General features: G+C 64.0%; 14 protein-coding genes and 1 other RNA gene. 10 read left to right on the top strand and 5 right to left on the bottom strand.

All coding sequences use genetic code 11. The annotated features are described in order from the left end of the window. Positions 1–143: 143 nt before the first annotated feature. The 3 genes from OKA05_RS18260 (at position 144) to OKA05_RS18250 (ending at position 4,925) form a co-directional block, all read left to right on the top strand. Positions 144–2,357 carry a PAS domain-containing sensor histidine kinase gene (locus OKA05_RS18260; protein ID WP_264488619.1) on the top strand — a complete coding sequence of 738 codons (2,214 nt, stop codon included), beginning with the start codon at positions 144–146 and terminating at the stop codon, positions 2,355–2,357. 72 nt (positions 2,358–2,429) lie between these two features. Beyond that, the gene (locus OKA05_RS18255; RefSeq protein ID WP_264488618.1) at positions 2,430–2,867 is read left to right on the top strand and encodes a response regulator; all 438 of its coding nucleotides are present in this window, start codon (positions 2,430–2,432) and stop codon (positions 2,865–2,867) included. A 48-nt stretch (positions 2,868–2,915) separates the two neighbouring features. Next, positions 2,916–4,925: a hypothetical protein gene (locus OKA05_RS18250; RefSeq protein WP_264488617.1), complete on the top strand. Its 2,010-nt coding sequence runs from the start codon at positions 2,916–2,918 to the stop codon at positions 4,923–4,925. A 5-nt stretch (positions 4,926–4,930) separates the two neighbouring features. Here the strand turns inward: OKA05_RS18250 and OKA05_RS18245 are convergent, their stop codons facing one another. Beyond that, complete coding sequence (locus tag OKA05_RS18245; RefSeq protein WP_264488616.1) at positions 4,931–7,456, bottom strand: PAS domain-containing hybrid sensor histidine kinase/response regulator; 2,526 nt, start codon at positions 7,454–7,456, stop codon at positions 4,931–4,933. Between the two features lie 200 nt (positions 7,457–7,656). Between OKA05_RS18245 and OKA05_RS18240 the strand changes: the two genes are divergently transcribed. The 5 genes from OKA05_RS18240 to OKA05_RS18220 all read left to right on the top strand — a co-directional run bounded on the left by OKA05_RS18240 (position 7,657) and on the right by OKA05_RS18220 (position 11,494). Then, positions 7,657–8,058: a response regulator gene (locus OKA05_RS18240; RefSeq protein ID WP_264488615.1), complete on the top strand. Its 402-nt coding sequence runs from the start codon at positions 7,657–7,659 to the stop codon at positions 8,056–8,058. A gap of 72 nt (positions 8,059–8,130) precedes the next feature. Further along, positions 8,131–9,174 (top strand): HD domain-containing protein, encoded by a 1,044-nt coding sequence (locus tag OKA05_RS18235; protein ID WP_264488614.1) that lies wholly within the window; start codon positions 8,131–8,133, stop codon positions 9,172–9,174. 23 nt (positions 9,175–9,197) lie between these two features. After that, the gene (locus tag OKA05_RS18230; RefSeq protein ID WP_264488613.1) at positions 9,198–9,923 is read left to right on the top strand and encodes a hypothetical protein; all 726 of its coding nucleotides are present in this window, start codon (positions 9,198–9,200) and stop codon (positions 9,921–9,923) included. Between the two features lie 77 nt (positions 9,924–10,000). Further along, a complete protein-coding gene (gene recO / locus OKA05_RS18225; RefSeq protein WP_264488612.1) occupies positions 10,001–10,591 on the top strand; it encodes a DNA repair protein RecO in 591 nt (196 codons plus the stop codon). Between the two features lie 9 nt (positions 10,592–10,600). Continuing rightward, positions 10,601–11,494, top strand: coding sequence for a tetratricopeptide repeat protein (locus OKA05_RS18220; protein ID WP_264488611.1), 894 nt, complete (start codon positions 10,601–10,603; stop codon positions 11,492–11,494). Positions 11,495–11,642: 148 nt separating this feature from the next. Here the strand turns inward: OKA05_RS18220 and OKA05_RS18215 are convergent, their stop codons facing one another. After that, positions 11,643–12,350, bottom strand: coding sequence for a hypothetical protein (locus OKA05_RS18215; protein WP_264488610.1), 708 nt, complete (start codon positions 12,348–12,350; stop codon positions 11,643–11,645). A 177-nt stretch (positions 12,351–12,527) separates the two neighbouring features. Between OKA05_RS18215 and OKA05_RS18210 the strand changes: the two genes are divergently transcribed. Beyond that, positions 12,528–13,454, top strand: coding sequence for a cation diffusion facilitator family transporter (locus OKA05_RS18210; RefSeq protein WP_264488609.1), 927 nt, complete (start codon positions 12,528–12,530; stop codon positions 13,452–13,454). A gap of 89 nt (positions 13,455–13,543) precedes the next feature. Here the strand turns inward: OKA05_RS18210 and rnpB are convergent. After that, positions 13,544–13,932, bottom strand: an RNA gene (gene rnpB / locus OKA05_RS18205) — RNase P RNA component class A. Positions 13,933–14,051: 119 nt separating this feature from the next. On the opposite strand from rnpB, the gene OKA05_RS18200 reads away from it, so the two are divergent. Beyond that, on the top strand, positions 14,052–19,148 hold the full coding sequence (locus OKA05_RS18200; RefSeq protein WP_264488608.1) for an Ig-like domain-containing protein: 5,097 nt from the start codon (positions 14,052–14,054) through the stop codon (positions 19,146–19,148). A gap of 153 nt (positions 19,149–19,301) precedes the next feature. Here OKA05_RS18200 and OKA05_RS18195 read toward each other — a convergent pair whose 3' ends face one another. Next, positions 19,302–19,802: a helix-turn-helix transcriptional regulator gene (locus OKA05_RS18195; RefSeq protein ID WP_264488607.1), complete on the bottom strand. Its 501-nt coding sequence runs from the start codon at positions 19,800–19,802 to the stop codon at positions 19,302–19,304. 41 nt (positions 19,803–19,843) lie between these two features. Next, the gene (locus tag OKA05_RS18190; protein ID WP_264488606.1) at positions 19,844–20,662 is read right to left on the bottom strand and encodes a helix-turn-helix transcriptional regulator; all 819 of its coding nucleotides are present in this window, start codon (positions 20,660–20,662) and stop codon (positions 19,844–19,846) included. Positions 20,663–21,376: the final 714 nt, after the last annotated feature.

Genomic DNA, 21,376 nt, shown 5'->3' with positions numbered 1-21,376 from the left:
TCAGGCTGGGCGAGCGTCTCCGGAAATGGCCGCGTCGCAGCCCATGCGGTCCGCCCCCCGCCGGAACGACGAAGTCGTTCCGCTACTCCGCAAAACTCACCCCACCATTTACACGAGCCACAAAGCGTGCTCGTATGTTAGTGGTGAAAAGCGATCTCCCGCCAACCCCGATGCGCCGCTCCGGCGCGTTGGTCATTTTGGCGGGGATCTTCGTGCTGCTCGGCACCTCGTGGCTGGTGATGGGGAAGGGAGACCTGAATACCCGGATCGCGGCGAGTGCCGTGGTGCTGCTGGCCACCGGCCTGCTGATCGGCCGCCTGCGCACCATCCCGGAAGCGACCAGCGCCTCCGACCGGCTCGCCGGGATCAACCTCCGGCTTGAGGAAGAACTCGACCGGACCCGCGAACAGCACCGCCAGCTCGACCACTACTTCGAGATGCTGATGGCGAATGTGCCGGCCAATATCTACTTCAAGGACCGCGAGTCCCGCTTCCTGCGCGTGAACCAAAGCATGGCGGCCTACGTAAAGAAGGGCCACCCGCGCGACCTCATCGGCAAGACCGACCACGACCTCTTCGGCCGCGAGCACGCCGATCCGGCCCGCGCTGACGAAGTCCGGATCATCGACACCGGAATCGCCATCACCGGCCTCCTGGAACGCGAGGTATTTCCCGACGGCAAGACCGGCTGGGTCCTCACCAACAAGATGCCTTTCCGCGACAACGAGGGAAACATCATCGGCACCTTCGGCATGTCCAGCGACGTCAGCGAACTCGTCAATGCCAAGCAAGAACTGGAACGCGAGCGCTACCTGCTGCGATCCCTCATCGACGCCTTCCCCGACAAGATCTTCGCCCGCGATTTGGAGCGCCGCTATCTGGTCGTGAACCGCTCGATGGCGGAGTGGGTCGGCGTGGACTCCCCCGAGGAAATGATCGGCAAGACTCCGGCCGACTATTTCCCGGAAGTGGTCGTGAAGGCGGGGAAAGCGGAAGACCTCCGCATCATCGAAAACCGCGCGGGTGTGATCAACCGCGAGTGGGACCTCGAATGGAAGCCCGGCGACCTCCATCACTTCATCACCACCAAGGTCCCGCTCTTCGACGCGGACGGCAAGATGTGGGGCATCGTCGGCATGGACCGTGACGTGACCGAGCAGCGCCGTGCCCAGGATCTGGTGCTGCAAGCCGAGCAGCGGATGCAGGCGATGATCGACAACAGCCCGGCCGTCATCTCGATGAAGGACGTCAGTGGCCGCTACCTCATGGTCAACCGCGGCTTCGAGGATCTCTTCGGCCTGCCGCGCAAGGACGTGCTCGGCTTCACCGACCACCAGCTCATCGCCGACAAGGCCGCTGCCGACAAATTCCGCAAGCATGACCTGCTCGTGGCCGAGCAAGGCGACGCGCTCCAAATGGATGAAGAGCTCTACGTCGATAACGAGCCGCGCACCTACGTTTCGGTGAAATTCCCGCTGCGCGACCTCAATGGCAAGATCCAGTCGATCGGCACGATTTCCACCGACATCACCGACCGCAAGGCCGCGGAGCAATCGATGCATATCCTCAACCAAGACCTGCTCCAGGCCAACGAAGACCTCAAGCGCGCCCAGGAACAGCTCATCCAGGCGGAAAAGATGGAATCGATCGGACGCCTCGCCGCGGGCGTCGCGCACGAGGTGAAGAACCCGCTCGCCATGATCGGCATGGGCATCGAATTGCTCGCCCGCCGCGTGCCAACCGAAGACGCCCAAGGCCAGGAAACCATCGAGCGGATGAAACGCGGCATCGACCGCGCGAAGAAGATCGTGAAGGGCTTGGTCGATTACTCCTCGGCACGCCAGCTCTCGATGGAGCCGAAGGACATCTCCGAAGTCATTGGCGACTCGCTGGCCTTGGTCGAATATCCGCTGCGCCAAGCCCGGGTGAAACTCTTCAAGGAAGTCGAGGCCGATCTCCCCCACGTGAGCGTGGATTCCACCAAGATGGAGCAGGTGCTGGTCAACCTCATGATCAATGCCATGCACGCCATGCCGGGAGGCGGCTCCCTCACGGTGCGGGCCTTTGCCCGCGTGCTCAGCGGCGTGCGGCGGGACGAAGGCGTGCGCACCGCCAGCCACCTGCGCGAAGGCGATCATGTCCTCCGCATCGAGGTCGATGACACTGGCACCGGCATCGACGAAGCGATCATGTCGAAGATCTTCGATCCGTTTTTCACCACCAAGGCCACCGGCCAAGGCACCGGCCTGGGTCTCGCGGTGTGCCGCAAGATTGTCGAGCTGCACAATGGAATCCTCGAACTCGAAAACCGCCCCGAGGGCGGCGTCCGCGCCTCGGTAACCCTTAAGGTCGGATGAATTGGCACCGGGATTGCGTCAGCATCTCGCCAGTTCTTGATCCTCTCTGAACTTTACGATACCACTGCAATCATGGAGACCACCAAAATTTTGATCATCGACGACGAGCCTGATTTCACCGCGCTGCTGCGCGCAAATCTGGAGGAAGTTGGGAATTTCGAGGTCCAAGACATCAATGACTCCTCGCGCGCGCTAAGGACCGCGAAGGAGTTCATGCCCGACCTGTGCATCATCGACGTGGTCATGCCCGGGCTCGATGGCGGCGACGTGGTCGCGCAATTCCGCGCCGATCCCGAATTGCGGAGTATCCCCGTGCTGATGCTAACTGCACTGGTTGAGGAGAATCCCGACACGCCCGATGGCGAGACCCAGACCGGCGGCCTGCCCTTTGTCAGCAAGACCTCCGAGTTCGGCACCATCCTCAGTTGCATCGAAAAGCATCTGGAGGAAGCCCGCGCCGGCACCCCCGCCGAGGAGCCCCCCCTGGCCGAACCTTGGGAACTCGGCTGAGCCGGGAATTCCTTTGCGAAGGGGGCGGGTCTGCTAGAACCGGCGTCCATGACCCCCGACGTCGAGCAGTTTCTGGATCTGGCGACGCGACCGCTCGAAGCCACTCCCGGCGAGCGGGAGGAGGCGAAGGGCGAACTGATGTCGCGCATCGCCCACGCTGGCGTGCCGTATGAAATGCTCGATCTGGCGGAGCCGCTGGAGCGCTTGCAGAAGGCAAAGCCGGCCAAGCACGGGCTGCGGCGCGCGGCATTGATCGCGGGCGCGCTTTTGATCACCGGGGGAGCGGCAGTCGCTTCGAGGACGCTGGCGCACGAGCTACTCATGATGAGCCAGGCGGGCATGATGTCGGTCCAAATACGCTTTGGGGGATTCGGCAGTGAAGCGGTTCCTCCCGAGCCTCTCTTGCATCACGTCCGCTCGCGTGCGCCGGGTCTGCCGCTCGGGCTCCATCCGCAGGCAGGCGCGGCAGAGGAAACCGCGTCGGCGCTTCAGAAAAATCCGGACGACCTGCCGATGTGGCAGGAGCATGTGACACGCCAGGTTCGCGAGTCGTCATGGAGCGGACTGGCCCAGGAGGAAAGCGATGCAATTGCCCGGCTCGATGCCGACAATGCACTGTGGCCGCTAATCCAAGTGACACCCCACATGGAGAAGGTGAAGCAGACGAGCACCTTCTCTCTGCCAGGCGGGGTCGCAATCATGGAACCGGAGTTTCAGAGCGCCCTGCAACGCTTCTCCGAAGCCGCTGCCAAGTCGGTGTATCGCGATCACTCGCGTGCCTTGAAACGACGCCAACTCGATGCCTTTCCGCCCGACCAGTCGCTTTCCGACAGTGTCGTTTCGACCGGGTTCGCTGATTTGGCATCATCACCAACCGGAACGATTTCCGACGGCTTCGAATCACTTGCAAAAACCCACTGCGAACGCCTGGTAGCGGCGGGAGACAAGGCGGGACTGTTGAAATTCTTCGAGGAGTGGAAACTGGTGCTTCATCTGATCCTGCGTTCCGAGGCTCCCGGCGCACTCGACTACTCGGGCGTCCTTTCCCAAGTGACCAGGATGGAGACCACGATTTCCGGCGCTTTCGTTGAACTGGGCATGACGGCCGAAGCAGGCGAAGCGGAGCACCTCGTCAAGGGCATCTCAAATGTGATTTATTCGGGAGGATCCGGCGCCATCCCCCCGGAGCTTGAAGGCGTGGCGGGAGCCCGGATCGATGCCGAGTCCTTGATCCCGCTCGGACTTACAGCCGAGGAACTGCGGCCATCCCGCTCGGCAGAACTTTGCTATTTCGATCGCATCCTCGGTACGATACTCGTCGTACTTTCCCTGGTGTTTACCGGCTTGGTCGCACTCGAAACTTGCCGGCGGTCGAAGGTCGTGAAGGCGATGGCACGCGGCCTGACGCCCCTCCTCCACCCGCGGGACCAGTGGTGGATCGGCGGACTCGGCCTGGCTCTGCCTTGGCTGTGGTGGTGGGCGATCGTCAGGATGAGCCCGCTGGGCATGCGCGACGCCAAGTTCGAGGAATGGACGGCTCTGGTATGGCTATTGCAACCCGTGGCGGGAGTCGCCTTCGGCATGGTAATGCTGCTGCAAGCGACGCGCTGGCGCTGGGGCGTGCGTGGAGGCTTCATCGGTCTCGGCGTCTCACTCCCCTGGACCGGCTGGGGAGCGGCCGCCCTGACAGGTTCGGCGATACCCTCCGCCGGAGCGATCCGCTACCTTCCTCTCAATGACGACGAAACCGCCGCCTGGTTGCTTGGAGTGGCAGGCATGGCGGCGTGCGGTGTGTTGTGGTTTCTCTGGCAGGGCATTATGAATCTCTTCACCCCGCGCTCCGGCGCTCTGAGGCCGAACTTGACGATGCGCGCGGCGTTGCCGTGGGCGATCGCTGGTGTGGCCACCTTGCTGGCGAGCGTGGCGGTCGTGACCGCCATGGAGCGCTACTGGTTTGCGAAGGACCCGCTCTTCCCCTCGTGGACCAGCAAAACCCACATAAACGCGATCGAGGAACGCGCGGACCGGGAAATTCAAGAGGCGTTGCGTGGCTTGTAAACGACTCACCGCACCGGCACGTCCAACATCTGCCTCAGGGCTGAGAGAAGCGCCGCCGTCGTGTAAGGCTTCGGCAGGAATCGCACCGCCTCGTTTTCCTCATCCAAGGGCGGAGTCGCTGATACCCCGCTGACACCGATGACCGGCACGGCGGGATCGATCCGGTGCAGCTCGCGGATCAACGCGTGACCATCCAGACGTGGCATCGCCATATCCGTCAGCACCACATCGATCTCGAAGCGCCGGGCGATGAACAGGGCGATTCCCTCCGCCCCATCAGCGGCATCCAGGACCTCATACCCATAGGCCTCCAGGGTCTGGCGGGTGATATGGCGAATCGACGCCTCGTCATCGACGACCAGCACCGTCTCGCCGCGGCCGCGCGGCAGTCCGGGACTTACCTTGGCGACCGGCCGTGCACCGGCATGTCCCAGTGCCGGGAGGTGCATCGTGAAGACGGTCCCTTTTCCAAGCTCGCTGGCGACTTCCAGCGCCCCCCCGTGGCCACGGACGATCGCAAGCGCAGTGGAGAGGCCAAGGCCGGTGCCCTTGCCCGGTTCCTTGCTCGTGAAAAACGGGTCGAAGATCTTTCCTAACAAACCCGCGGGAATCCCCGTGCCGGTGTCTTCCACCTCGATGCGGACGCGCGGCTCGCCATGGTTGGAATTGGAGGAGCGCAGACAGAGCAGACCGCCCTCCGGCATCGCGTCGCGGGCATTCACGCAGAGGTTGAGAAGCACCTGGTGTAGTTGGGTCGGGTCGGCATGCACCGGGTGCAGACCAGCCTCCATCTCCAGCTCGACGCGGATCGACTTGGGAAACGTATCGCCGATGATGCGCACGATCTCCTGGAGGATGCGGCAGACCTCCACCTCCACCCGGCGGCCTTCCATGCCGCGGGCAAACGAGAGGATCTGTTGCACCATGTCGGCACCCCGGCGGGCGCTCGCGCCGACGATCTCGAGGATCTCGCGATCGGAGGGATCCGCCAGGCGGTGCTTCAGCAAGTCCACGGCCATGATGACCGGGGCGAGGACATTGTTCAGGTCGTGGGCGATGCCTCCGGCCAATGTCCCGATGCTCTCCATCCGCTGGGCCCGCAGGAACTGTTGTTCGAGCTGCTTGCGACCGGTGATGTCGGTGTTGATCGAAAGAATCGACCGCGGCTTGCCATCGGGGTCGAGCAACAAGGTCCAGCGGCCGTCCACGGTCACGGCCTGGCCGGTCCGGGTGAACTGGCCGATCTCGCCGGCCCATTCGCCTTGCTCAAGCACCGTCTGGGTGGCGGAGAGAAAGGCCGCGTCGTCCTGATAGAGAAGCTCGCGCACCGAGCGCCCGGAGACCTCAGCGCCGGTCCAGCCAAAGAGCAGTTCCGCCCCATGGTTCCAGTAGAGCACCTGGTGATCCAAGCCGAGAACGATGATCGCATCGCGAGCCTTCTCAAGCAGGGCCGCCTGCTCGGCGAGCTGCCCTTCGGCGAGCTTCGCCGCGGTGATGTCACGCATGGTCCCCACGATCCGCTCCACCCCTCCCGCACCATCGAGGATGGGCACCGCTTGCTCGCTGAGCCAGCGGACCTCGCCATCCGGCCTCCGGATGCGGAAGTCCACCTGCGTCTTCTCGCCGGCGAGCTGGCGACGGAATGCCTCTTCCGCAGCGGGCAGATCTTCCGGCATGACGTCCTTCAGGTAGGAAGTCGGCTCGGCATAGACACCATCACGGCGGCGACCCCAGATGCCTTCATACGCCGGGCTCGCATAGAGGAGGCGATCCTGAATGGGATCGTAGCTGAAGAAGATCTCGCCGATGTTCTCCGCCATCTCCCGGAAGCGGGTCTCGCTTTCGCGCAGTGCCTGCTCGGCGGCTTGGCGGGCGGTGACATCCCGGCAGGTGCCTAACAGGCGCAACGGCTTGCCCGCATCATCCCGGAAAATCTTCCAGCGCATTTCCACGTGCTTCACCCGGCCATCCGTCAGCAGGATCGGGTGATCGATGGCATCGGGCGCATGGCCCGCCAGCGATTCCGCGAAGATCCGCTCCACCCGGCCACGCTCGTCATCTGGCAGCCGCTGGAGGACCCTCTCGAAACTTGGGACGAAGCTCGCCGGATCGGTCTCGAAGATCCGGTGCATCTCATCCGACCACACCAGTTCCTCGGTGCCCAGGTCGGCCTCCCACCAGCCGATCGCCGCAACCCGTTGCGCTTCTACCAGACGGGACCGCTCCACGTCCAGTTGGCCGGCCGATGCGCGTTGCTCGCTTTCACTCGCACTCAGCGATTGGTACCCGGCTGCAATCTTCGCGTAGGACCGATGCACCAGGAACCACAGCAGCAGCGAGGTCAGCGCCACAAAGGTCAGTCCCTTCGCCACGCTCCATTGCAGGATCAACTCCGGCCGGGGCAGCAGCGGCGTCAACGCGCGATCCGAAAGCAAGATCCACAGGGTCGCGAAGGTCCAATAGACCGCGACGGTTCTCCAAGCGCGATGGCGCGCCATGTCCTTTGGAAGGCTGGGGAGTGGTGGATTCATCACCCTGACTCGGGAACCGGCGGCGATGGCGCTCGAATCATCTCGATGAGATGAAACAGGTATTCGGAACCATGAATCACGGATTCAAGCAAGCAACCATTGGTGACGGGGCACGAGTTATTTCAGCGGAGTATTTCAGCAATCGCCCTTCCGCGATGGCGTGATACCATGCTGCCAGCCTTCCCTCAGACTGTCGGCAAATGGCTATCACTCAGCTCGCAAAGGAAACCGCCCGAATCCTCCTGGTGGACGATGAGCCCGCAGTTTTGCAAGTCCTCCGGCAAGCCTTGCTGGCGGAAGGCTTCGAGGTGGAAATCGCGGCAAATGGCCGCGAGGCGGTGGAGCGCGTGAAGGAGCGGCTCTTCGATCTGGTGCTCACCGATCTGATCATGCCGGAGATGGATGGCATCCAGACCATCCTGGCACTCCGCGCCGTCGATCCCTTCCTCCGGGTCATCGCAATGTCCGGCGGGATCATGTCGGGCGAGGGCGACTTTCTCCCGCTTGCCCGGCAACTCGGAGCTCAGGCGGTACTCAGCAAACCCTTCGAATACGGGACTTTCATGGAGTCCGTGCGAGGTGCCCTCTGCGTGGCGGCGTGAGCCGTGTTCCGTTCGTGACACCCGCCGCGATCCGTCGATGCTCGCGGGGTGCCGTTTTTCACGATTTCTGCCTTGAAGGAACAAGCCGGCGAGCAGCCCCTCGCTGCGGCGGTGGACTGCGAGTTGCAGTCGCGCAGCCAGCGTCAGACCAAGGGCGGCAAGCCCTACCTCGTTCTCGTTTTCGCCGACGCCACCGGCAGCTTCAATCTCAACGCCTGGTCGGACGCGCCGCTCTTCGAAGCCGCGCAAGGCATGCCGGATGGCACCGTGGTGCGCCTCGACGCCGAGTGGACGCAGAACCAGTATGGCCTCAACGCCTCCAGCATTGCCTGGGAGCGCCTCACCGGTGACGCGCTCGAGGCCTTCTACGCCGGCGACGCCGCCACCGCGGAGAAGCAACGCCGCGACTGGGACACCATCACGACCTTCGCAGCTTCGCTGAAGGACCCGCGCCTGCACGCCTTGGCCAAGCGCTTCATCGATGACTTGGGCGCGAAATTCCGTCGCGCCGCCGCCGCGCGCAAAAACCACCACGCCCGCCGCGGCGGCCTCGTCGAGCACGTCGCCCAGATGATGCGCACCGCCGATCTGGTCTGCTCCGCCTACCCGCAACTCAATCGCGATCTGCTACTTACCGGCGTGATATTTCACGACTGCGGGAAGTTGTGGGAAAACCAATACGCCGAGAAAGGCTTCGCCCAGGGCTACTCGCTGCACGGGGAAATGTTAGGCCACATCCCGCTGGGCATCGAACTGGTCAACAAGCTGTGGCGCGACGTGGCAGAAAGCCCGGCCGCCAAGGGCTGGCTTGCCTTGGAACCGGCGACCGAGAGCGTGCGCCTGCACCTGCTCCACCTGATCGCCAGCCATCACGGCGAATATCAATTCGGCTCGCCCACCCTGCCACGGACCCCGGAGGCGATCGCGCTCCATCACGTCGACAACCTCGATGCCAAGCTCGAGATGATGAAAGACGCCTATGCACAGGCAAGCGAACTGGCCGACGGCATTTACGAGAAGCAGTTCCCACTGCCCGCCAACCTGGTCGCGCCGCTACCGGCCTTCGATGTGCCGCCATTGATCGCCGGCCAAGGGCAGAAAGCAGATCTCTTCTAAGAATCCCCACCCCTACCCTGCCCATGGAGCAAGAAATGATCCTCTGTATTCCCGGGCCCTGGGCTAGCCGCTCGGAGTTCTTGGGAGCCATCATCACGACCGAACCTTCCGGCGAGTTCATCTTCGCAGGCGGCATCCTCACCCACGCCCGGGAGAAAGATTTCGTCCTTCTCACCTATGAGGATTCCGATCCGAGGATGTCCGAGGCGTTTCGCGTGGCAGGGCAGGGCAAGATTTCTGAAGCCACGCTCCAAGAAATCGATTCACACGCCGGCGTCGCGTATCTTCATTTTCCAATCGATCTTCCCGGGCAACGGGAACGAGTCATCAAGTTCACGGACGTGGTGCGGCGTGCCGGCGGGATCGCGATCAAGGTCGAGTCCTCAGGCGTCGCCCACCAGTGGGATCGCTGGTCCTACCTGCTCACGGGTGAGGAGTTTGATCTCTACTGCAGCGTGTGCCTCCTGGTCGGGGATGAAACGCATTTCTATTCCTGCGGGATGCACCACTTCGGCGCTCCCGAGTGCAGCGTACCGAGTCAAATGGATGTCCACAGCGCTGCCGATCTGATCAATCAATTCAACCTTTTCCAGATCGTCGATCGGCCACGGTTGGCAACAGGTCACACCTTCAGCACTGACAGCGATTCGCCCAGCTTCCGTCTGGCGCTGGAAGAGGATCAACGACATGAGCCGGACGACCTTTTCCACAACCCGCACGGGCTCTGGGTTTTGACCCCACGCGAATGAATTTCCTAACGATCACGACCTCCCGATTCCGCCGCGAATGCGGTTCCCGTGAAACGAATGCCGGATTCCGGGGTTAAGTGATAGCGACCATGGAGCACTGCCACGGCACCCTGATCCGGCTGACCAAGCTCACCGACACGAGCTGGATCGTCCATTGGTTCACGGCCGGCCACGGGCTGATCAAGACCGTGGCCAAGGGTGCCCGCAGCCCGAAAAGCCCCTTTGCCGGCAAGCTCGACCTCTTCTTCGACGCCGAAATCAGTTGGGCCAGAGCGCGTTCCGGCGAATTGCACGGATTGAGGGAAGTTTCGGTAACCTGCACCCGCGAGCCGATCCGATGTGATTACAATGCAATGCTTTTGTCAGGCTACTGGTGCCGCCTGCTGGAACTCCTGATCGAGCGCGACCACCCGGAGCCGGAATTGGCGGCTCTGCTAGGGCGGGGTCTCGACCACGTCGCCGAGCGCGGGGCGTCGGTGCGGGCGATGCAGCATTTCGAGCAGGAACTTGCGCGAAATCTGGGCATTATGCGCGAGCGAAAACAGGCCGCCGGAGCGCTCCGGGATGCCCTCGGCAGCCTCCCCCCCCAACGGGCCCAATTGTTGGAACGACTTTCGCCCGGACGGGATTTCCCCGTTGCGGAAACCGAAACCGGTGATTTAAAGTAAATACAAGCCATGGACTCACCAACAGCTACCCTCATTCAAATCCTCCGCGGTCGTGTCGACGAGCTCGTCGCCGTGGGCGACCTCGACGAAGCCGTCCACGCCGCCACCGCTGCCGTCCTCAAGGCGCAGCAGATGCTCAGCAGCGACCCCGAGAGCGTCGACGAATTCGCCAGTTCGCTGGAAGTCCGCGGCGATGTCTATCGCCAGCTCGGCCGGCTTGAGGAAGCACGCGACGATTACAAGCAGGCGATCGACCAGCTCGACAACCGGCCCGACCGTGCGGATCAGCTCGGCCGCCTCTACGCAGGCTACGGCGCGGTGCACGACCAGCTCGGCAACAGCGACCGCGCCTCCGAACTGTGGCAGCAGGCCATTCACCACTTCGAGAACGCCGAACCACCGGCGCTCCTGGACATCGCCTCGATGGCCAACAACATCGCCTACCTCAAGAAGGCTGGCGGCGACGTCGAAGGAGCGGAGGCGCACTTCCTCCGTGCCTTGGAAATCCTTCACCGGGAGCTCGGCCCCGATCACGAGGAAACGGCTTCCGTCTCCAACAACATCGGCGCGCTCTATCAGTCCGCCGGTTATTTCGAGCAGGCCCGCGAGATGCACCTGATGGCGCTCGACGCCCGACGCAAGCTCTTCGGCGAGACCCATCACGATACTGCCCAGTCGCACAACAACCTGGCGCTGGCGCTGCTCGCGACCGGTGACAAGGCGTGGGCGCAGCGGCACTTCGAGAAATCCATCGCCGGCTTCAAGGATCTGGGCATCGAGTATGTCGACGATCTCGCCGCCGTGGCCGAGAACTACTGTGCCTTCCTGCGTGAAGAAGGACTCTTCACCCGTGCCGACGAAATCGCTGCCGAACTCAACGGCTCGGTCGCTGGCGTGGCCTGAAGAGTAAGGAGCAGCGACCTTAATGTCGCTTTGGACAGACCGGCCTCTTCGTCTCATCCTGTCCGAACCAGACGACACGGCGGCAGCAAGCCCGACAGAGAGCCAAAAAATCAGTTTATCTGGCAATGCAAAGGGCGCCGGTGAGTCATCACCGGCGCTTTGCCGATGCCGTCGCGGTGGGGCTTTCCTTCACCGCGATTTTTTCTGCCCGCAGCCAGCGTAGTAATACGGCGCGGTCACCCGTGAGCAGGCCATGCACGCGGTAGTTCGAGCGGCGTAGTACTTCCGCGTCCTCGCGTCCTTCATCGACCACGCACCACGGCTTGGAGCCGGAGGAATGGATGAAGCGGAATCCGTCCGGCTTAGTCACCAGAAAGGCGACGTGGCTGTCCAATCCGATGATCCGCACGCCGGGTTCGGCACCGGCGACCTCACCGGCGAAGTTCTCGTAGGGGACTCCCACACGCAGGTTCAACGACTCCGCCGGCAGGAAGCTGCGGATGATGTTCTGCGATGGCTGGCGCGCCAGCTTGTAGCGGTCCACCCGGAAACCGGCGTCGCGCAACACCGTGGAGACGAAGTAGCCGCAGGCGATCTTGCCCTTGCCCGGCGTCTCGGCCGTGCCGTGGAAATCCCATGAGGTGCCGAGCCAACAGCGCATCATTTCCGGCAGCAGCGTCTCGAGGAAGCTCCGGGTTTCGGCGAGCACCTTGTCCTTCTCCTCCTTGGTACGGGCCTTGGCGTACTTGGCGGACAGATCCTTGCGCCAGCGTTCCGCCTCATCCTTCAGCCCCGCGTAGCGCTCCGCATCGGGGGCAGGTTTCGTCACCAGCGGCTCGGCCACCGAGCGCCACACGGGCGACAGACGGTCGCGGAAATGCCAGCAGACAGCGCAAACAATTCCTGCCGTGGCTAAGATTGTTAGGAGGATCCTCTTCAACTTGGTGCCGTGAATTCAATCGGTTACGCGGCCACTTGCGAAGGAATTTCCGGGAGAGTTGCAGTCGCTCCGGGAAATCCCACGCTTTCGCCCGTGAGCCCCAAGCAGTCCGAGCTGTCCGCGCTGTCCGAAGACCAATCGCAGGTGATGACCCTGTCGCTGGTCGTGGCCGTGGTACTGCTGGTCGCGAAGGTCGTGGCAGCCGCCATCACCGGATCGTCGGCCATTTACTCCGACGCCGCGGAATCGGTGACCCACGTGCTGGCCGTCGCCTTCGCCGCCTGGGCCCTGCGGCTGGCCTACAAGCCGTCCGATGAAACCCACCACTTCGGCCACGACAAGGTGGCGTTCATCTCGTCCGGCTTCGAGGGCGCGATGATCAGCGCAGCCGCCCTGCTTATCGTCTATGATGCGGGTCGTCAGGCGCTGGCCAGCACCGCCATCGAAAGCATGGGCATCGGCATGATCCTGACCGGTGCCGCCGCCGCCGTGAATCTGGTGCTCGGCACCTCACTCCTGCGAGTGGGCAAGAAGCGCAACTCCCCCGTCCTGCGCGCGAACGGCCAGCACGTCCTCGCCGATGTCTGGACCAGCATCGCCGTGCTGGTCGCCCTGGCGCTGGTGCATTTCACCGGCTGGCGAGGCTGGGATCCGGTCTGCGCGGTGCTGGCCGGTGGCAAGCTGCTGTGGACCGGCTGGCGACTCATGCGAGAGAGCTTCGGCGGCCTGATGGACGAGGCCGACCTCACGGTGGAAAAGGAGCTGCGCGACCTTCTCGACGCCGGCTGCGCCCCCCACGGCCTCTCCTACCACAATCTCCGCCACCGCCACTCCGGCCGGACGCATTGGGTCGAATTCCACCTCGTCTTTCCCGACGAAACCGACCTCGGCGAAGCCCACGAAATCGCCACCGCCCTGGAAGGCCGCGTCGCCAACCTGCTCGGCAACGACGTGCGGGTCATCTCCCACCTCGAACCCCGCTCCGCCGAACACCGCGAGGAGCCATGGGAGCTCCGGTAGTCTCAATGTAGCGCGGTGGTGACACCGCGGAAGCGATCGGAAACGCCGGCCTCTGAGAGCGCGGGCGTTTTCGCCCCTACCAAGGAAAAAGCGGCCGCTCTCCTATAAGCCGGATTCTGTCCCTCCCACCTGCGTGGGGCTGGACGGTCATTTCTCTGTCCGCCGGAGCGGGCTCCCGCTTGCGCGGGATGCGACTAATACCCGGGGATACGACGGGCGGGCAACCCTTCCCCTGTTCTGTCTTGCACCACGCGGGGTTTACCGTGCCGCGCCGGTTGCCCGGACACGCGGTGGGCTCTTACCCCACCCTTTCACCCTTACCTGATCCCTTGCGGGCCATCGGCGGTTTACTCTCTGCTGCACTGTCCGTCCAAGCGCCTTGAAGCGCCCGTCCCCCTCTTTCGAGAGGCGCGTTGCCCTGCGGTGTCCGGACTTTCCTCGACCCTGCAAGCAGGACCGCGACCGTCCGGAGAGCGGCGGGGGACCCTAGGCGTGGCCAAACGGCGAAGAAAGCGCTAAATTCCAGCTTGGAGACCGCCGACATAAAGCGTTCACTGCGCGGCATCTTCCCCCCCGGAGTTCTTGTTTGTTCCTACCATGACAGCGCCTTGCCATGACCATGGCAAACGGCCCGCGCTTTGGTCATTGCGGATGCCCGCGGCTTGCCTCGGCGCCATCCTCGGCGGCTTGCTGACCGGTCGTTCGGCGGCCGATGGCCCCGGTCTCGGGAATGTCGCCTTCGCACCGCAGGAACATTTGTCCACGCTAGCCCGCTTCGAGAGCACCACCGGCGCTCCGCACGGCCACGGCTTCGTGGCGATGCACAAGGGCTATCTGGTGGTCCCCTTCTCCCTCGATGGCGGCGGCGGCCTCGACGAAAGCGGCTTCGCGTTCTACAACGTGTCCGATCCGCGGGCGGTGCAGCTCACCTTCACCACGGAGGGAAATCCCGCCTACGCCCTCGGCAGCCCGAACAATCCCGGCGATCTGGGCGAACCGCATGGCTACTCCTTCACGCGCTTCGGCGGCAGGGACTACGTCTGTTTCACCCAGAATATCCGTCAGCCGAATCGATCTGGCCTCCAGGTCTGGGATTTCACGGAGATGGATGTGCCCGCGCCGGCGAAGGTCAGCCAGATCGGCCTGCCCGGCCTGAATGGCGGCGACTACGCGCCGCGGGCGTGGTGGGTCTTCTGGCAAGGCGGCCGCTACGCCTACGTGGCGGGCACCAGCTCCGGCCTGTTCGTCGTGGACCTGACCGATCCCGCGAATCCGACCTTGGTGAGCCAACGCACGACCACCCAGCTCGGCTTTGGGAATCATGCGACCAACGTGGTATTCGCCGTGGGCAACTTGCTCGTCCTCACCGGCTCCCAGCCGCTGAACTCGGAAACCAAGACCGGCCTCGCCACCTACGACATCAGCGATCCCGCCAACCCGGTGCTGCTCGACCACGTGACTGAACTGGCCGGTTACAGCAGCATGGTGAATGGAAACCGGATCTACGGCGCGCGCGCCAAGGCCTACGTCTGGGACATTTCCAATCCCGCCGATATCGTGCTTGAAGACACCGGCCCCGCCAATCCCTCCAAGGGCGGCTACGGCACCGTGCAGGACGACTTCTTCCTCTACGGCTCGTCCACCCGCTACATGAAGCTGGATGTGGGCACCCTTCCCTTCACCTCGGTCCACACCCACGCGCCCACCGGCTTCATCCAAGCCGATTGGGACTTCGCGGTGGCGCTCGGAAACCTTGCGTTCCTCGGCAACGACCACTCCGGCAGCGCCATGGTCGTCCATCAAACGGAGCCCGACACCACGGGGCCCGTGGTAAACATGGTCAATCCCGCGCCGGACTCGCTGAACCTCGCACTGACCAGCCGCGTCGGCCTGACCTTCACCGATGCCATCGACCTGCGCAGCGTGGATGCCAGCACCGTGACCATCCGCCCGGTCGGTGGCGCGCCCTTGGCCGGACGCTACAGCCACCAGACGGGCATCGTGAATTTCTGGCCGGACCAACCGCTGCAGCCGGACACCAGCTATCAAATCCACCTGCCCGCGGGCGGGGTGAAAGACTACGCCGGGAACGGCCTCGCCACCGCCCACACCAGCCTCTTTTCCACCGGGAGCTCCCTGGAAACCTTGCTCGTCGCAGCGGAAGCGTCCGGCCCAGTGACGACCGGCCAACCGGCGAGCTTCAGCGCCACCGCCGTGGGAGTCGGCACGATTGAGTATTCCTGGAACTTCGGCGACGGCTCGCCGCCCACGCCTTTCTCCACCGAGTCGTCCATCAGCCACAGCTACAGCGCGCCGGGCCACTACGCGGTCACGGTGCAGATCACGAATGGCTCGCTGAACAAAGCCGCCTCGCTGGTGCAGACCGTCCACCGCCCGCTGGCCACCACGGCACCGGTCGCTTCATCGACCATCCTCCATGCCGCCGACACCCAGCGAGTATGGTGCGTGAATCCGGACGCCGACTCGGTCACGGCCATCGATGCCGTCACCTTGACGAAGCTTTTCGAAACGCCCGTCGGCCGTCACCCGCGCACTCTCGCGCGCGCTCCGGACGGCGGGATCTGGGTGGTGAATCAGGAAGACGCCACGGTTTCCGTGGTGGATCCGTCCGGTGCAGTGAGCCGGGAAATCCCCCTGCCACGCGCATGCCGTCCCTACGGAATCGCCTTCAGCCCCGATGGCTCCGCCGTCTGGGTGACCACCGAAGGCACCGGCCAACTCCTCAAGCTCGACCCCACCAGCGGCGCGATGCTCGGCGCGGCAACTCCCGGCGGCCCCCTGCGCGGCATCGCCATCGGCGGCGATCCGGCGCGACTGTTCGTCACCCGCTTTCTTTCCGCGGATGCGGGTGGCGAGGTGCATGAAATCGACCCCGCGACCTTGACGCTGGTGCGCACCGTCCCACTCGCACCAGATGCCGGACCCGACACCGAAGCCAGCGGACGCGGCATCCCGAATTACCTCAGCGCCGCCACCATCTCGCCGGACGGCCATTCGCTGTGGCTGCCCTCGAAGAAGGACAACATCGCCCGCGGTCTCGCGCGCGATGGCTTGCCGCTGACCTTCGAGAACACCGTCCGCACCATCGTCTCGCGCATCGATCTCGCGACCAACACCGAAGCCCCCTCCGCACGGATCGATTTCAACGACCGCGACATGGCCAACGCCATCGCCTTCAGCCCGCGCGGCGACTACGCCTTCGTCGCACTGCAAGGGTCGAACTCGGTCGACGTCATCGACGCCTACTCGGGCGACCTGATCTCCGCCATCGAGAATGTCGGCCGCGCTCCGCAGGGCGTGGTGATCGATCCGGCCGGAGGAAAGCTCTTCGTCCAGAACTTCATGGACCGCACCGTCGCCGTGCATGATGTGTCCGCTCTAACAACCTCGGTTTCCAATGCCGCGCCGCTGCTTGCGATCATCCCCACCGTGACCGCCGAGCCACTGTCGCCCCAGGTCTTGCTAGGGAAGCGAATCTTCTACGATGCCACCGACCGCCGGATGAATCACGACGGCTACATCAGTTGCGCAGGCTGTCACTTGGACGGCGGCCACGACGGTCGCACCTGGGACTTCACCGACCGCGGCGAGGGCTTGCGAAATACCACCACTCTGCATGGCCGCGCCGGCACCGCTCACGGGCGGGTGCACTGGACCGCGAATTTCGACGAGATCCAGGACTTCGAGCACGACATCCGCAATGCCTTCGGCGGCTCGGGATTCCTGACCGCCGCCCAGTTTCAAGCCGGCACCGTGTCGCAGCCACTCGGCGATCCGAAGGCAGGCTTGAGCCCGGATCTGGACGCTCTCGCGGCATACGTCACCTCCCTCGATACGATTCACCCAAGCCCCCATCGCTCGACGGATGGAGCCCTGACGAATGCGGCGGTCGCCGGCAAAAAGCACTTCGACGAAATCGGCTGCTACGCCTGCCACACCGGCGGACTCTTCACCGACAGCCCCGCCGGACTGCTCCACAAGACAGCCACCGCCAGCAGCCGCGACACCCCCACGCTAAAGGGCATCTGGGAAACGCCGCCCTACCTCCACGACGGCTCGGCGCACTCACTCACCGATGTCTTCTCCGGCAGCGGCATCCACGGCGCGGTCCAACAGCTCTCCGCACAGCAGCGCCAGGAACTCATGGCCTACCTGCTACAGCTCGATGACTCGGACAGCAGCCATGACTTCGGCCCGCTAACAGCAATGACCGAGCCGGTGTCCGGCGCGCTCTACACGGTCGGCGGATCCATCCCGCTGGCGGTGCACACGGCGGACTTCCTCGGACCAGTCGATCGGGTCGAGTTCTTCCGCGGTGCCGAAAAGATCGGCGAGGATGAGGCCGCCCCGTTCGCCTGGACCCGCGATGGGACCGAGGCCGGCGAGCATGAATTCCACGCCATCGTCCACTTCACCACGGGGCTGAAAACGACGACCGCGCCGGTGCGGGTGAAGGCCACCGCCCTGACTCCGCTGCCGAGCATCCACGTGAATTTCCAGCCGGCGGATTCAGCGGTTCCGGAGGGCTATCTGGTCGATTCGGGCGAGGTCTTCGGCGATCGCGGCAATGGCCGGTCCTATGGTTGGAACGCACTCACGCCGACCGCTCGCGAACGCAACGTCGCGCCGGACCAACGCTACGACACCCTCAACCACTTGCAAAACAGCGCCAACCCGGACGCGATCTGGGAGATGGCCCTGCCCAACGGCACCTATCAGGTCCACATCGTCTCCGGCGATGCCATCAACACCTCCGGCAACTTCTTCACCAAGGCCGAGAGCGTGCTGGTGGTAAACGGCGTTGCCACCTCAGCCCAACGCTGGGTCGAGGGCACCCAAACCGTGACCGTGGCAGACGGCCGCCTGACCGTGCGCAGCGCACCCGGTGCCTCGAACAACAAGATCTGCTTCATCGACATCGAGCCGGCCGACCCATCGTCGTCGATCATTTCTTCCGTCGCGCTCGAAGCCCTCGTTCCCGCCACCGCCGAAGGCTCGGAAAGCCCGGGAGTGATCCGGCTCTCCCGCGAGGGAAGCCTCACCGAGGGTCTAACGGTCCACCTCGCCACGAGCGGCACCGCGCACGCCGGCACCGACTTCCCCGCCGTGCCAACCGAGGCCACCATCCCGGTCGGCTCCGCCTATCTCGATCTAACAGTCACCGCCTCGGCCGATTCCATCGCGGAGGGAGAGGAAAGCGTCACCCTCTCGTTGCTCGGTGGCTCCGGCTACATCGCGGGCGAAAGCTCGACCGCCACCGTCACCATCACCGACCCGCCCTTCGACGCCTGGCGCTTCTCGCAATTCCGGGCCTTGGACCGGGCCGACGACTTCGTCAGTGGCTTCGAGTCCGTCCCCTTCCCCGGCGGCATCCCGAATGGCATGGCCTACGCCCTCGGCCTCGATCCGGAAGCTCCCTTTGCCGGAATGCCACACGGAACCGAGAGTGACGGCCGCTTCGCGCTCACCTTCACCCGCCCCAGCGGCCTCGGCGGTGTCGCCTATCAGATCGAGTCGAGCACCACCCTCTCCCCCCCGTGGGGCATCATTCCACAGGAGGATTGGATCATTCAACCGAACGACGACGGCACCGAAACGATCATCGCCCGCGACCCGCTGCCACCGGGGGAAAACCCCAGTCTGTTCCTACGCCTGAAAGTCACACCCGAATAGCGACTGGAGGGAAACAGGGAACGCGGAATTCATTCCGCCCGAGTCGTCCACTCTGCGACTCCGCATCCAACTCCACCAGTTCCGGAAAAGATCTTCCCTGCCTTTGGATTTCGCGTTTTTTCGCGTTTTTTCGCGGTTCACTTCAAACCTCGATCACTCCTTCGCAAACGGCTTCCCGAGAATCGCCGAACCCCGATCCCTCACCCCGATCTTCCGGTAAAGATTCCCCACATGCGTCTCCACCGTCCGCGGCGCACAACCGAGAATCACCGCGATCTCCGGCGTCGTCTTGCCGCGGCGGATCCACTCCCACACTTCCGACTCACGCTTCGTCAGAGGAACGGCCAGCGTCCCCATCGAAGTAGCAGCTTCTCTATCAGACCACAGGCAGACGGACTCCCCGCTCAAATCCACACGAGTGCCCGGCACCCGGCCTAACAGCTCAACCAAGGCGGGCCACTGATCCGGCACCTCGCCCAAGCGTTCCAGGAATCCCTTCGCGTGCTCACCAAGCCACAAGGAGCCATCGCCTCGTGCGATGGCGACGTACCATCCGGCCGCATCCAGCAGGCCGGCCCATGCCATCACCCGTTGCTGCCGGCGGTGATTGCCGGCCGCCAGCTTCCGATCGAGCAGGCGCTGGAATTCCTCCATTCCCTCCGCTCCAGCCCCGCCTCCATGCGTCGGGCCCCGGCTCATCGATCCATCCCGCGGGATCGCTTGAGTTCAGCCAGGGCGCTCAGCAGTTGACGATGATTCTCCAGCCCCAGTCGTTCGCGGATCACCCCGAGCTGCTTGTCTACGGAGTCCCGCCGGATGCCGCTCTCGCGGGCGATCACTCCCACCGTGCGACCTTTCATGAGTTTCGCCAGCAGGCCGGCATCGCGCGCTCCAAGCGACCGCACCGTATTCGTGTGCAGGCGCGAATCCACGAGCCCGCACAGCACCTGCCAGGCCCGGTCGAGCCGCTGCCGCTCCTCGACGCGGCGACTGACCATGCCCAGCCGCAGTCCCATGAAGTGGAAGATCTGGCGGTCGCGCTCGGAGAAATCCAAGGCCCGCCGGTTCCAAGTCAGCAGGATCTTCCGGTCGCTGAGAGAACTGGCCGTGAAACAGACTTGGAAGTGGGAATCCAAATGCCGGTATATGTCACGATACAATGGGTTGTCTCGGAAGCTTGCCGCGCTTTGGAAATCCGACATCCGCAGGACCTCTTCGGCGCTCCGCTGAAAGTGCCCCGCCGCGATCACCGGATGGTGGCCCACGACTTGGCCGAAGAGCTCCAGGCGTCCGGTGAGCCAGTCGGCATAGCCGTCGTTGGTTCGGAACGAGATCACCCCGCTCCAGTCTGGCCGCCAGTTGTTCCAGCACAGGCAGTCCGCCGGCAAAAGCTTGCCTGCCTCCGCGAGGAACCGTCCTTCCAACTCCTCGATCGACTCGCACTCCGCCAGCCCGAGCATCACCCGGTCAATCCGGTTCGCCGTCCCCTCGCTGATGTCCCCATAGCCTTGCATGAGTCATTGCAAGCAATCGGCTCCTTCCGCCGCAGGATCGCGGCCACATCCTTCATGGGGGGAAACCATCAGTGTGTCTCTAACAAAGGCGACCGCCTTCTGTTGGTCAAGCTTCCCACCTAACAGCCCATCGAGCAATTTGCCCTGTCTGCCGCAGTCCTCTGCGTAGTTTCGGGGCTACCATGAAAACCACGGATTCGTGAAGTATCCCTGCGAAACCGCCGGTTTCCGAGGGTGTCCGAGCCCCCACTCCTTTTAATCCTTAACGACTCCACGGCAGCGTGGATGCAGCCGTCGCGGCATCCTTTTCCTCCCCCGTCCCCCGCAGCGGAATCGGGCTCACCCCTCGCCACCCACGCCGGGTGGCTGCCATGACCCGAGGGGACAGCCCGTTTCGCCTGCGGGCGGTCGCGGCAGGGAAATGACTCTCCGTTCGCATCGACACCTTCCGCCCTTTTCCCCACCCCACCCCACCCAAAGTTGAAATCCGCCCCCATTTCCTCGCGCTCGGTGCGGCATGACCCTCCGGTCGATGCCACGACCGCGCAGGTGGAGGTCACAGTCCCGATCACCGCAGCAAGGGCTTCGTCCGCTGAAGGCGCGCGGCTGATTCCAGACCCACTCTCTCCTCCCATCCCACTCTCCCATCCCAAGCCATGATCCCGCCCTCCCAGCTCTCCCGCTCTCAAAAAACGCACCGTGTCTCAATCCTCA

This window comes from Luteolibacter arcticus, from assembly GCF_025950235.1.
Lineage (GTDB): Bacteria > Verrucomicrobiota > Verrucomicrobiia > Verrucomicrobiales > Akkermansiaceae > Haloferula > Haloferula arctica.
Note: the sequence above shows the minus strand (reverse complement) of the source record. Positions and strands in the feature narration are given on the sequence as shown.

Excerpts from the sequence above, each read along its gene's own strand:
- OKA05_RS18255 (WP_264488618.1), top strand. The coding sequence starts at position 2,430 with ATGGAGACCACCAAAATTTTGATCATCGACGACGAGCCTGATTTCACC.
- OKA05_RS18250 (WP_264488617.1), top strand. The coding sequence starts at position 2,916 with ATGACCCCCGACGTCGAGCAGTTTCTGGATCTGGCGACGCGACCGCTC.
- OKA05_RS18245 (WP_264488616.1), bottom strand. The coding sequence starts at position 7,456 with ATGAATCCACCACTCCCCAGCCTTCCAAAGGACATGGCGCGCCATCGC.
- OKA05_RS18240 (WP_264488615.1), top strand. The coding sequence starts at position 7,657 with ATGGCTATCACTCAGCTCGCAAAGGAAACCGCCCGAATCCTCCTGGTG.
- OKA05_RS18230 (WP_264488613.1), top strand. The coding sequence starts at position 9,198 with ATGGAGCAAGAAATGATCCTCTGTATTCCCGGGCCCTGGGCTAGCCGC.
- OKA05_RS18220 (WP_264488611.1), top strand. The coding sequence starts at position 10,601 with ATGGACTCACCAACAGCTACCCTCATTCAAATCCTCCGCGGTCGTGTC.
- OKA05_RS18200 (WP_264488608.1), top strand. The coding sequence starts at position 14,052 with ATGACAGCGCCTTGCCATGACCATGGCAAACGGCCCGCGCTTTGGTCA.
- OKA05_RS18195 (WP_264488607.1), bottom strand. The coding sequence starts at position 19,802 with ATGGAGGAATTCCAGCGCCTGCTCGATCGGAAGCTGGCGGCCGGCAAT.
- OKA05_RS18190 (WP_264488606.1), bottom strand. The coding sequence starts at position 20,662 with ATGCAAGGCTATGGGGACATCAGCGAGGGGACGGCGAACCGGATTGAC.